Source organism: Paenibacillus sp. FSL H8-0280, assembly GCF_045040665.1.
GTDB classification, from domain to species: domain Bacteria; phylum Bacillota; class Bacilli; order Paenibacillales; family Paenibacillaceae; genus Paenibacillus; species Paenibacillus xylanexedens_A.
Window position 1 is genome coordinate 4552380 of the sequence record NZ_CP150296.1, and the last position, 11956, is coordinate 4564335.

14 protein-coding genes are annotated in these 11956 nt (G+C 37.7%); 3 read left to right on the forward strand and 11 right to left on the reverse strand.

Annotation, left to right across the window (positions count from 1 at the left end; translation table 11 throughout):
* Positions 1-47: 47 nt before the first annotated feature.
* Positions 48-317, reverse strand: a complete 270-nt coding sequence (locus tag MHI12_RS19935; protein ID WP_405170117.1) for a DUF6809 family protein — start codon at positions 315-317, stop codon at positions 48-50.
* Positions 318-429: 112 nt separating this feature from the next.
* Here MHI12_RS19935 and MHI12_RS19940 point away from each other — a divergent pair, with 112 nt between their 5' ends.
* Complete coding sequence (locus MHI12_RS19940; RefSeq protein WP_315372765.1) at positions 430-648, forward strand: helix-turn-helix transcriptional regulator; 219 nt, start codon at positions 430-432, stop codon at positions 646-648.
* Positions 649-1509: 861 nt separating this feature from the next.
* Here the strand turns inward: MHI12_RS19940 and MHI12_RS19945 are convergent.
* From MHI12_RS19945 to MHI12_RS19970, 6 genes are all read right to left on the reverse strand, one after another.
* Positions 1510-2442, reverse strand: coding sequence for a hypothetical protein (locus MHI12_RS19945; RefSeq protein WP_405170118.1), 933 nt, complete (start codon positions 2440-2442; stop codon positions 1510-1512).
* Positions 2443-2697: 255 nt separating this feature from the next.
* Complete coding sequence (locus tag MHI12_RS19950) at positions 2698-2895, reverse strand: hypothetical protein (RefSeq protein ID WP_405170119.1); 198 nt, start codon at positions 2893-2895, stop codon at positions 2698-2700.
* Positions 2896-3508: 613 nt separating this feature from the next.
* Positions 3509-4111, reverse strand: a complete 603-nt coding sequence (locus tag MHI12_RS19955) for an SLATT domain-containing protein (protein ID WP_405170120.1) — start codon at positions 4109-4111, stop codon at positions 3509-3511.
* Positions 4053-5000, reverse strand: coding sequence for an SMODS domain-containing nucleotidyltransferase (locus MHI12_RS19960; RefSeq protein WP_405170121.1), 948 nt, complete (start codon positions 4998-5000; stop codon positions 4053-4055). The genes MHI12_RS19955 and MHI12_RS19960 overlap by 59 nt, the downstream gene beginning before the upstream one ends.
* 414 nt (positions 5001-5414) lie before the next feature.
* Positions 5415-6029 (reverse strand): hypothetical protein, encoded by a 615-nt coding sequence (locus tag MHI12_RS19965; protein ID WP_405170122.1) that lies wholly within the window; start codon positions 6027-6029, stop codon positions 5415-5417.
* A 220-nt stretch (positions 6030-6249) separates the two neighbouring features.
* The gene (locus tag MHI12_RS19970) at positions 6250-7236 is read right to left on the reverse strand and encodes a helix-turn-helix domain-containing protein (RefSeq protein WP_405170123.1); all 987 of its coding nucleotides are present in this window, start codon (positions 7234-7236) and stop codon (positions 6250-6252) included.
* A 343-nt stretch (positions 7237-7579) separates the two neighbouring features.
* Between MHI12_RS19970 and MHI12_RS19975 the strand changes: the two genes are divergently transcribed.
* A complete protein-coding gene (locus MHI12_RS19975) occupies positions 7580-7744 on the forward strand; it encodes a hypothetical protein (protein WP_405173026.1) in 165 nt (54 codons plus the stop codon).
* A 518-nt stretch (positions 7745-8262) separates the two neighbouring features.
* The gene (locus tag MHI12_RS19980) at positions 8263-8826 is read left to right on the forward strand and encodes a DUF4879 domain-containing protein (protein ID WP_405170124.1); all 564 of its coding nucleotides are present in this window, start codon (positions 8263-8265) and stop codon (positions 8824-8826) included.
* Positions 8827-9032: 206 nt separating this feature from the next.
* On the opposite strand, the gene yaaA is transcribed toward MHI12_RS19980, so the two are convergent.
* The 4 genes from yaaA to MHI12_RS20000 all read right to left on the reverse strand — a co-directional run bounded on the left by yaaA (position 9033) and on the right by MHI12_RS20000 (position 11935).
* Positions 9033-9785: a peroxide stress protein YaaA gene (gene yaaA, locus MHI12_RS19985; RefSeq protein ID WP_405170125.1), complete on the reverse strand. Its 753-nt coding sequence runs from the start codon at positions 9783-9785 to the stop codon at positions 9033-9035.
* A 214-nt stretch (positions 9786-9999) separates the two neighbouring features.
* Positions 10000-10878, reverse strand: a complete 879-nt coding sequence (locus MHI12_RS19990; protein ID WP_405170126.1) for an SPFH domain-containing protein — start codon at positions 10876-10878, stop codon at positions 10000-10002.
* Between the two features lie 353 nt (positions 10879-11231).
* The gene (locus tag MHI12_RS19995) at positions 11232-11513 is read right to left on the reverse strand and encodes a DUF3139 domain-containing protein (RefSeq protein WP_405170127.1); all 282 of its coding nucleotides are present in this window, start codon (positions 11511-11513) and stop codon (positions 11232-11234) included.
* A 62-nt stretch (positions 11514-11575) separates the two neighbouring features.
* Positions 11576-11935, reverse strand: coding sequence for a hypothetical protein (locus MHI12_RS20000; RefSeq protein ID WP_405170128.1), 360 nt, complete (start codon positions 11933-11935; stop codon positions 11576-11578).
* Positions 11936-11956: the final 21 nt, after the last annotated feature.

Consider the following 11956-nt stretch of genomic DNA (forward strand, 5'->3'; position numbering starts at 1 on the left):
TTTGAATTGCTTTGTATTGTCTGCTGGCTTATAAGGTAAATGGATATTCACGGTTTGGCTAAAATCTCAATCATCAGTCTGCCGCCTGTGCGAAAACCTTGCTCAAACGCCGCTTCCACATACATGGACGTGGACTGTCCGATCAAGTCGATCAGTTGCTCCAAAGCATCGTATTCGTTCTCGGTAAGCTGTGTTTTGTAACCCTGCATCAGGTCCGATATTTGACGATTAATCTCCTGATATTCAGCTTGCTCAGGATGAATCGACTCGTCCAACCGCAGGTTCCCGTGAAACAAATCCTCGATCAGGTTTGACATATTATCCCCACCTAGTCTTTTTCCAACTATTCTCACTATACTTTAGCGGATTTTCCGCTAAAAATCAATAGCGGATAACACGCTAAAGTATGATATTGGTGAGGTGATGAAGATGTATGCTCGCATACGCAATTTGCGTGAAGACAAAGACTTATCCCAAACACAAATGGCTACCTATCTTGGCTGTAGTCAACGTGTTTATAGCAACTATGAACGTGGTGAATTGGATATTCCAACGGCTATATTGATAAAGCTGGCTGATTATCACCAGACCAGTACAGATTATCTTTTGAATCGGACGGATGTAAGAAGGCCATATCCATCAAAGTGATTCGGCTTGAGCTTTACATACCCGAGGCTAAGTCCTCTCATGTTGAAAGCAAAGCCAAACTAGTACCCTGGTAATGTATTCACCCTTTCAAACTTGCTATGGGCGTTCGTCCGTAAGGATCATCAACCATAAGATCGAACTCTCGATTCGTTCCTTTTTCTCTCCTGAACCAAAACGATATCGATCACATCGTTACAGCGCTAACTCAAAACCACTTCACCAGCACAAGCCCCACGCACCATGATCATCAATCATCCGCTGAATTGTATCAAGCTTATCTAGCGGCCTTCCATGCTGATAACCAGGTGAAGGAAGTGGAGAATCCAGTAAGTTCTTGATTGCAACGTTCGCTGCCCATTCTTATCGTCACTACCATTCTGTTTCTTTGCTGTAAGTGTAAGTGGTGTGTTGCCCATGTGCAGAAAGTTGTAGAGCGCATGCGAAATATCAGGATGAACAGATACAAGAATCTCGAGCAGTTCCTCTGCTGTGTGATTCTGTAGTTTGGTCAGATCAATATTATGAGCACTCTGGTACTTTTTCGGGAGCCAATTAAATATATCCCATCAGTTTGACGAACTTGGTGAGGTCATCCTGCCATCATCTGTCGCTTTACAACAGCCGGAAGAACCGAATTCGCAAATGAAAAAATGGTGATACCATTTCAATATTTCACCTCCAGACATAAAAATAGAAGGCAGGAAAAGTTTCCTTGCCATCTATTTTTCTTCATACTTCTATGGATTTATAATATCATCGAGTTACTATCCTATTACTACGGATTTACAATGCCCCTCTTTCATTCATGACCAACCTAATAAAAGAAAGAGCCCTCTTTCCCCGCTTAGTTTGACCTCTTAATTAATTCGAATTATGAATGTAGTAATTCAGAAATTTATATTGTAATTCACAATAATCCACAAAAGTAATAAAGAACATTAGAACTTTCATCCGATCCATAATAATTTCGTTTGGATGAGTGACAGAATTACGGGTAAGCCTTGTATATGTGGCGTAGATTGGAGTACTTGATTTATCGAGTGAGGCTAGCATACCTTTTAAATCAGTACCTTCTGGAAGTTTAGAATACTTATCTCTAAACTTGTTATATGCAGTATATTTAGCAGAAACTTGCCGTTCCTTAGCTAATTCTCTCTCAAAGCTAATGTGGAGATCAGAATCATTTTTTTCTAAGAATACTAATAAACCTTCGCACAATTTTTCAATAATAACTTCTCCTGCCAATCCAATATTAATCATTGAAGAGTTTAAACAGTTAGCATTAAAACACTTCAGAGCCTCCGTTAAATAAAAAACAATCCAATCGTCTACTCCTTGCACCTGTTTCAGTTTAGATAAGTAACCATCCTGATCATAAGGTAGCAGATCCCTTTCTTTTACGCATTTCAGGCCATACTCAGTCACATGAAAATATGGGAGATGATCCCCATAAAGACCGTAAGCACCAGGCGCAATAACCCCTTGTGTCAATAAATTATTGAATTCCTGATAAAGTTTTAAAATCTCAGATCTAGTGAGATAACTTGTATCACCCTCATATAAAGCCAATCCACTTGTCCCCCAAGCTGCTGCACGCCCCCTTAAGTCGCCTGTTCTGATTCCTTTCACAATTAATAACCCATCAAGTAATCTATACAAATCGGTAGTTGATCCTTGATATCCATATTTCTTAAAGGTATTACCCCCGAGATCAATATCCTCTTTCTCATACCCTAATACTTCAAGTATTAAATTTCTGATTTCAATGTTCGATAATTCATGTGTATTATTCAATGATTGTCCTCTTTCCCTAGTTTAGTATGTTGTTAACTGTATTCTAATAAATTCAAGTAAGAATTGGAAATATTAAATTGTGTTGACATGGTTTTAACATTCGGGTGAGCTTCATATTGGAGTGTACGCTCAATCAGCACCTGTTCTCCGCTATTCAAAGGGCTGCACTCTTAAAGCGGCCTTTTGGTGCTGAGAAGCTTAAAACGGATCACATTCTGTCATATGAGAGCAAAAGAAAAAGCACCACGATGGGTGCTAATGTATCTTGATCTTCAGATTAACCGGACCATCCTTATCCACTGTGAGAACTGTAAATTCTTTCTTTTTAGGTTCACCAGCTACCTCATAACCTTTGTCTTTTAAGAATTCCACCATCTCCTCTTTGGAGTCAAAGTCGATCAAATGGAAGTGCTTTATGGCATTTAGTCTCCAAAATTCAATTGTTCCGTACATAGAAACTCAACCTCCCTTCATGAAGTATTTTACAACATTTAAGAAGGTTTTTCCTTTCTTACACATCGATCTTCCAGCTTTGGGCAAAACCGCTTCACTCCATCCCATCTGCCCCATACACATACACATTCATTGCATTGACCTAATAGCATCTTCGGTACAAGTTGCACTTTGATTGCTGCCAAACGCGAACCTCCAATCAATCGATAGTCGCCGTCAAATTCAGGCAAATAGTCGTTACCCATGCTGTCCTCAACACGGATGTTTATTGTCCCATCCTCAGCTATGGTGGCATCGACGATCTTGATCTGGCGAAGTAAATTTAAGCATCTTCATTCTCTCCCTTCGTATTCAAAATCAATTGGGAATGCAGGCATAAAAATAGCCACCACTCACGGCGGATTTAAAAAAGAAAAATGAGATAGAGAAAGCACCGTCATTATCCTTGCTGTGATTCAAATTACTATCACTTTATGTATGCATAGCGATCTTACTAAAACATATCGGAGCCATTCGTACTCGCACTTAATCCCCCCTGTGAAGAACCCTTAAAGTTCAAAAGTACTGAAAAGACATGCTTATCGGACGAACATCCCAAGCATGTCTATGTAAATTATTTATTCCTTCTTAGAGATTGAGGTAATAAATAATCAATCTCTTGATCTGAGAACGTAAGCTCTTCGTTATTCTTCAATGCTTCTTGAGCTTTTTTATATGCTTTAGAATTAGTTCTTGGCGAGTCGGAATATACAGAAGACAATAAACTTTGTAACTCGTCTCTCTTAATAGTAATTTTTTCAATCGATAAGAGACTGAAATCAGTAAGTAGTGAAAGGTAATCCTCTCTAATATTCCATAACTTGTTTGCGGCGAGGTTATGCTTTTCAGCTATACTTACAAGATCAACGTCTTTAACATAAGAATTTAGAACTAACAAACCAGTTGAAATAACTGCTCCAATAATTGTGAATATTCTACCTTCACCAAATATAACTCCCAAAAAACTCCCCGTAGTTACCGCAGATAGAAATAATTGCCATCCTTTAATACAATTGCTTCTATCCATAAGAAGGTCCACGCATTTCTCGTGTATTTTGTGAGAGTAGACAACTCTACCATAACATTCCCTAATCTGCGATTCTAAAGCGAATCTTTGATCATGATGGGAATTTTGATCCGAAGATTTCTCTCCAGCAGGACTTTGTTCTATTTTCATAACCCTTCCCTTCTGCTTCTATAGCTTCTAAAGCCTTATTATAAGATGCTTTAGCTTTATATTGAAAATCACCTTTTTTATCTACCCATTGCTGGCTACCGGGTGCGAGCCAATAATCTTTTTGGATATCTTGATCAGATAAATATTTCAGAAAATCTCTAGACATCCAATCATAATAAACATAGGATTTGTCCTTATATTCCCAGTCCTTTAAAAACCGAAAGGCTAAGGTATCAATTAACATCCCACTTATAGGAACATTATTTTTATCTTTCCAAGCCCTGGTCATTCTGCATAGTCTTTTTAAATTCTTATTACATAAAATATTCATTGCATTCATTTCTCTTATTTCAGCTTTAGGATTTGTCACTCTCCAAGAGCCACCATTGTTTGTATCTGGGTACGTGTAACTCTCTCCATCAGTATTAATAAAGCATGGAACAATTTCAAAACATACACCATCAGTAAAGTCTACCTTAACTACTTGTCCATCAGCTCTTTTATATGATTTATATGTTTTTTCAATTGACTCTTTTACCTCTTGCAGGAGAGCAGATTGTCCGTTTCCCGAGTATGAGTTATATCTTTTATAAGTTTCATAAGGCAAAACCATAAGCAGATCAATATCACTCAGAAAAATTTCGGTACCTCTTCCATAGGAACCAGAATAGAAGCTGTGATCATTTTCTGATTCACTCGCCCAAAAATCTTTATTTAATTGCTTAGTTATCCTTTTAGTCCTGTATCTTATATTGCTTACAGTGTTATCATTCATTCTTAGATTTGTACAGAATGCTTTAAAATTCTCAGAGACCCCCACGAAAGTACACCTCTTTTTGGATAATATTTTACCATGGGATTGGTGGTTAAATCGAGAAATTAATTCCATAACTATATCTCTTACATTATTCAGGGAGTTTAGATGGGTAGTAGGGAGGGATGTGGCCTTCCTAGTAGATACTCGGCATCCTTCTTAAATTCCAATCGATTGGAAATGCAAAAAGGCACCCTTATGGGTGCCATCTTGACCACTTTTCTGTTTTATCAAGCGCTTGGAATTACATGAAGAAGTAAGCCAGCCGCTGTTGGCTGGCTTACAACAGAGTATGAAGAAATACCGTAGTTTAGCCTTTGGACTTGAACGCCGGCTCCTCCCAGTAAGCCATAATAGTATCCATATTACAGCCGATTCTACTGCGATAATGCGCAGCCTGATAGGGAAGGGGAATCTTCCTATGCATGCCTAGTGTAGTGCTTTTTCACCGTCATTTAGTAATGTTTCATTTCTATAGCTATTTTACTATCAATTACCCCTGAGTTTTTTTTCATACCTATCCAATGCAATTCTAATAACTTTTGCCTTGGAACGCTGTCTTGATAAGAAAAAAAGAAAAAAAACATAAATAACAACCAACGAAATGGCTGAAAAGAAAGTGAGGTAAAATTGCCAATTATCGGCATTACTAAGTTTAGCAGCTGTAACACCAATAAATACTGCCACTACCAATGAAACAAATAACGACATAACTTGCATAAAATTACTGTCTTCTAAGTCATCGGAATCAATATAACTCCTTAGTATAATCCTTTCTTGATTATTAAGTTGTCTTTGTTCTAAATTTTTTAGAATTTCTTCTATTTTTTTGGTGCCGTTTCTAAACTTCACACCCTTTTTCAGCTCGGATTGGTAAAATTCATTTATTTCTTCTTCTAAACCTAATATCTTGTCAGGTTTCTCAAGAAGAGATTTTGTCGTCCACGGTCCAAATAGGAGATAGAGATCAGTTTTGATCCATTTAACCTTTTCGAAATCTTTTTTTCTCATAATTCTAAAGTTTACCGCTACTGTTTTGATATATAGTGTCAATAATAATAACCCAAGAACAATTATGTACCCTGTTTGATTAATAATATCCACCTCCTTCGGGAATACTCATTCGACACCAAAGCAAGAATCACCTCTATTTATGTCGAAAAATACTCCATAAAAATTTTTCTATTTTAATAACAGAAAAAGCGAGAAGAGGAACGCCCCAGTTATATGCCGCATGTGCAGCTGTGCGTTACATTCTCGCTCGAGTTCCACAATACGAATATATCACTTCAAAAGTCTAGTAAAAGGATATAATAAGAAACCTTTAAGATCTTAAGTGGGAAAGACCTAATCTCTTAAAAAGTTGATCGGCCGTAATAGTTATTACTCCTGTTACCATTTCACATCCTTCGCAACGTAATTCATAGCTAAACGAAATTGATTGATCTAAAAACCTTGCTGTCTTTATAAAATCTTTGGAGTTCCATGTTTGATTTGGTTCCAGACTCAAAATTTGAATTTGCTGTTCAGGATGCACGACATTATCAATACCTCCTGCAAAGGTACATCTTCTTCTATCATTGATCTGTAGAAGAGGCATCAGATTATATGCTGATTTAATGTCCAATCCTTCATTAAGATTAATTGTTAGCGAAGGATATGTAGCAAGATATCGACCAGTATTCTTAATTCCGATATGCACTTCAAAGATACTTTGCTCCGCAGTTAATGTCGCGATGTATATGTCGTAAAATATCTCCAGTTTCGGCTTCTGTCGTTTTCCAAATGCATCCTCAAGCATAAAATGCTCCATCATAATAAAACTATCTCCAGCTCTGGAATAATACTTATTATCCTGAAACATAGCTCGATGGGGAGGCTTCTCACTGGCTGGAATATATGTAACTATGAATCCCTCATCAACTTCTGGAGCATCATTTAAAAAGATCGTTATATTTTGAACACCAGTATTGTGAGGAGTAATAGCATCGCTAATTAAGCTACTCAGATCTGTTAGAAATTTTCTGAGATGTTTGATAGGCTTTTCGCCGACTGCAATGTCAGGCTCACTTTCACCGTTTGCTTTGGCCTCTATTCCCCAAATCAGTACACCACCTGCTGCATTCGAGAATCCTGACATGGCTTTAGCATATATGTTTTTATCTCCTTTCTGAACTCCTGGAATGTTGCGAGCTGCCTTCTCTTTAAATTCTATAAAAAGGCCCTCTTCCTGACCTTTTTCAATCATTGACTTAATTGCATTGTACCTATTATCCTGTAGCTCATTAAAAAGTAAGAACGCATTGTCCATAATTACTCCTCCCAGAAATAACCTTCCATAATAATTTCGACAATATGTACTACTTTTCCCTCTAAAAAAACCGGTTGGCCCATCAGTTGTTTTATGATTATTACATACCTGAGGTTTTTAAAGTAAGGAATGAATTTCTACTTAATGAACAAGTCAAAGGACTCTCCTTTTTTTATTTAATAAAAGACGAAAATAACTCTATTCTTGGAAGAATAAATTTAGTTGATATTGATGATTCCGATAAAATAGGATTTCTTGGCTATAGAGTGGGACAAATCCACACTGGAAAGGTGTTGCTAAAAAAGCATTAAAATTATTACTGAATACAACAGTTGATTTAGATATAAAAGAAGTTAAGGCAAGAATAACTACCAATAATATGGCATCTCAAAAAGTTTTAGAGCAAAACGGATTCGAGCATATAGAAACTAGTGATAAAGAATTTGAAATGAATGGGCAAATGTTAAAATTCATTACTTATAAATGGACAAATAAATCATTATTCTAATCACCAATCGGACACTGCTGTTTAAGCTGAAGATCATAAGCCAAATTCCTCGTTCATGATAATTAGGGGTTTGGCTTTTTTGTCTTTTAAGATCTGTTTATGACAAATAATAGAATTAATGAATAAACTTGACTGTGCCTACGTTTAAGTGTACTATATGTTTGTATAAATGGAATATATTACAATTTAAATATTTATTTTGAAATCTTATATTTTCAAGATGGGTATCAGAGCCTAACATAACTAAGATATCAATGCGTATAAATGAGTTTTACATTTTGTCTGCAACACATAATCATTGGCAGGCATTCATTTTACATATACATTCCTACTTCATAGAGTTTTCTAGCCTGTAGAGTTCTACCTCCTTAATTTCTTTTTCAGTAAAGAAAAAAGGGGAAGAACCATCTTTAAAAGAGAGGAGGGCAAGAGGCTTTAAGCTGCAAGCAGGTCTATTTGTTGTAACCGCATGTTTTTGTTAAAGAATACCCATAACAAGAAAGGTGGAATTTATTGCTATGAGAAAATTGATTAGTTTAGCTCTTATTCTTGTTCTAGTGCTTTCGTTTAATGTAGCTGCCTATGCAGACGGTGATGTGACTCAAGCCAAACCTATGACAAAGGAAGAAATTATTAGTTCCAAAGAATTCCAAGAAGCTGTGAAAGCGGCTAAGGCTGAATTTGAATCGCAGAAGGCAGATAATGCGGGTGGTCCAGTTCTGTTTGCGCCTGCTCCGAAAGTATCTCACATTAATGTATACGGTGTCGTATCTCCTAATGGCGGTCAAGAAATTTACGGCTTCAATAACAACCCGCTCTCCACAACCAATGATCATGGTGGGGCTTGGATTCAGTGTATTACTTTCCAGATCGGTTATGACAGCAGTCACTACGGCACACTCGCCGGCAATACAATGACAAACAACTGGTCTGAAGCTATTGATCTGGACGGTGACCGTGTCGTAGATGCTTGGGCCCATTCTTGGGTTTATGAAGCGCCTAGTACAGGTGGACAATTTGTAGGTACGGTCTATTCCATTAATATTCCAACACAATGGACCGCTTGGATTAATGTTCGTTAACATGAAGGATGTAATCTGAATATTGGAGGAATTGGCTATCCTGGTTCTATCATGAGGAATACGGGAAGTAAGCCCAAAAGCTCATCAGCAGCTTTGGACATGGATTTGATTCTTGATCAGGCGCAGGGATATACATCCCCTGCGTCTTTTCTCATTGTGACATTAAAAGGCCGACCTTAAATAGGAACCCACCGTTGCACAGCAGGCTACTTTCCCTCTGCTTGTATGAATACATACGTACTCTCGTCGGATCGCTCTTCTGAAAAGGCAAAGTTTAACCGATCAAAGTTTCTTACGTCCTTCACCTCTGCAATCTTATGCTCTGCCATATAACGTACCATTTCACCTCTGGCCATTTTAGCCCAGGTTGCCTTTTCAACAAGCTTCCCATTGACCATTTGTCCGAATACACAAGTAATGAACCGGGTTTCCTCACTCAGAAAAGGAGTGATATTTTTGCTATACTCTTTGGAAGCCAGATTTAGGATGTAGTTGCTTTCTGATTGAAGCTGATCTGCGAGTTTGCTGCCCCAGAATTGATAGAGCGATTTGAAGCTCGGACCTTGTAGCTTGCCCTGCATCTCCAACCGATATGGTGTAACCCCATCCAAAGGCCGTAACATGCCATAAAAACCGGATAATATACGTAAATGCTTCTGAAGATACGCTAATTCCTCATTTTGAAAAACACCCGGAGCCATATATTGATACTGAATGCCCTCATAGGCATATATTGCTGGTGTCAGATTTGCTTTTATATTCATATTCTGAATCCGTTCCACGTTCTGTTCGGCGATTGCATCGTTACACTTCCACATCGCTTTGAGTTCGTCATAGGATAACTTTTGTAGCAGACTCAATAGCTGTTCTGACTCGTTTATAAACTGCGGCATCTGCGCGATAGCCATAAGATCGGTATCAATCTTCATCTTTTTAGCTGGTGATATGATAATTCTCATCGTGCTAATCCATCCTTAATCTACCGTTGTTTTTGTCGTTATCCATTGTACAGGATTGGACAGGCGAATCCAATGCTATGGCTTAACTAAATCCCTCATGTTACCTTTGAAAAGACTCAAAATGAACAAGTCAGCCCACGATTGGATCGGCTTGTTCATTAGAATTCAACACATTAAAATGGTGAAAAAGCAAGGCATGCATTTCAAACCGCTATTAGGGAGATACGCTCCCCGCGCCGCTATTTTGCTCTGTTTTTGTAGTTGGCAATTGAATCATTGGCGTATTTGACCCACTTACATATGGAAGGGCTCCATCCCATTTCTTGATGGTTTCATATTCAACGAGTTGACTCGATAATGATTGTTGAAGTTCTTTATTTGCTTTAGCCTGACCTTCTGCTTCGATCAATAGTTTGTCTGCATTACCCTGCGCTTCCACGCGCTTGCGATCTGCTTCTTTTTTGGCGATCTCAAGTTCAGTCGTTTTACGTTCCAGTTCTTGAGAAGCTTCGACACGCTTATCGATTGCTTCCTGAGTCTTGGCGTCAGGTTGAGGAACACCTACAGTAACGTTTGATACAATAAAGCCTAAATCTTTAACGTCATCAGAAAAACGTTGTTGCACGTCTACTCCTGCTTCGGATGACTTTTCACCATACACATCTATGACTGTAAACTTGGAAATCCCCTTACGAGCTGCGTCACGGAAACGTGTTTTGAGATATGTATCCTCAATTTCTTGAATGCTAATTGGCCCAAATGTATTAAAGATAGAAGATACTTTACTTGGTTCTACTTGGTAGTTGTAAGCAAAATCGATTGTGATATTTTTCCCGTCAGAAGTAGCAATCTGAATATCTCTGTATTCCACCGTTTGAATTCGGATCGGATATTTCGTCACTTTATCAAACGCTCCAACGAGTTTCCACCCTTGACTCAGTGTGCTATCTTTTACGCCTCCATTTGGTGAATAAACGACACCAACATATCCATTAGGAATTCGTGTTAAAAAGAAGGTCACCATTAGCACTCCCACTATAATAACTAATGCAACCGCAATTGCCCCTACCCTAAACGTCTTTGAATTTTTCATCACTATTCTCCTCTTGTTTGAATTTATTGTATTTCTTCAAAATTCTACTACCTATTTTATTGAATAGCGGGAACATTAATGACCATAGAATAAATGCTAGGATAAAAATTAAAATGATTCCCCCAATAAATGGCATATCCGTCCTCCCCTCTATGGATGTAACCGAGTACAAATTTATAAATGGTAACTAATTATATCCTCTTTTATATATACTTTGTAAATTCGTATTCGGTTTCAAGGATATCCAGTACTTGAACTACTAATTAGGTACAGTAGAGAAGAAAATATTGAGTCAGTGACATCCTTTACCCGGTTATTCCTATCAAGAAAGTGACCATCAATTCATCTGACAATTATGGATCAGGCCATAGTTGCACCCATTGCTCTTCTCTCTGGGTGTAGACATATTCCTGCGGATTGTCCTTAAATTGGACGACTACAGGATACTGTGGCATTTTACTGCGACGAGCAGCGATGCTAATGATATCATGTTCATCCACACCCTTTTCAACGATTAAATACGTTCTTAAACCATCTTCAAGATCCTTCATATCATTCTTATAGGAGCCATACCATGTGACTGAAGCTATGACTATTAATGTGATTATAATCAATGCTCCCTTTAGAAATTTCATTTATTAACCTCACTTCAGCCTGTAGTTTGTAAATCTATTAATATCCCCGCTTATTATCACCATCATTTGGTAACCACTATCTCTTCCGAGTTTCCTTCCCAATCAATCTGAACTATAAATTCATCCTCATCCAAAAATGGGGAAATCCCTTCAGCTTTTCCTCTGATCACAGTATTAAAAGGAACTTCTCCTGTAGAATGAATATTTTCGCTCATAAATTTGGTTTTAACTTTTTCAATTAATGAAGGATTATCTCCTAAGTACCTAATTTCATATTCATAGCTTGCTACATCGCTATTACTTTGAACTGTACATGAGACACGCCAATTCTCACTCTCTCCTGTATATGAAGTGACTTTGTTTGAACAAGCGGATGCTGTCAATAAAAGAAGAAAAAGCAAAAAAAACGATACTCTTTTCATATAAATCCCCTTTATTATGAA

Bases quoted from the DNA above. Each gene is read 5' to 3' on its own strand.
- MHI12_RS20000 (WP_405170128.1), bottom strand. From the start codon at position 11,935: ATGAAAAGAGTATCGTTTTTTTTGCTTTTTCTTCTTTTATTGACAGCA.
- MHI12_RS19955 (WP_405170120.1), bottom strand. From the start codon at position 4,111: ATGAAAATAGAACAAAGTCCTGCTGGAGAGAAATCTTCGGATCAAAAT.
- MHI12_RS19940 (WP_315372765.1), top strand. From the start codon at position 430: ATGTATGCTCGCATACGCAATTTGCGTGAAGACAAAGACTTATCCCAA.
- MHI12_RS19935 (WP_405170117.1), bottom strand. From the start codon at position 317: ATGTCAAACCTGATCGAGGATTTGTTTCACGGGAACCTGCGGTTGGAC.
- MHI12_RS19995 (WP_405170127.1), bottom strand. From the start codon at position 11,513: ATGAAATTTCTAAAGGGAGCATTGATTATAATCACATTAATAGTCATA.
- MHI12_RS19980 (WP_405170124.1), top strand. From the start codon at position 8,263: ATGAGAAAATTGATTAGTTTAGCTCTTATTCTTGTTCTAGTGCTTTCG.
- MHI12_RS19960 (WP_405170121.1), bottom strand. From the start codon at position 5,000: ATGGAATTAATTTCTCGATTTAACCACCAATCCCATGGTAAAATATTA.
- MHI12_RS19970 (WP_405170123.1), bottom strand. From the start codon at position 7,236: ATGGACAATGCGTTCTTACTTTTTAATGAGCTACAGGATAATAGGTAC.
- MHI12_RS19990 (WP_405170126.1), bottom strand. From the start codon at position 10,878: ATGAAAAATTCAAAGACGTTTAGGGTAGGGGCAATTGCGGTTGCATTA.
- yaaA (WP_405170125.1), bottom strand. From the start codon at position 9,785: ATGAGAATTATCATATCACCAGCTAAAAAGATGAAGATTGATACCGAT.
- MHI12_RS19950 (WP_405170119.1), bottom strand. From the start codon at position 2,895: ATGTACGGAACAATTGAATTTTGGAGACTAAATGCCATAAAGCACTTC.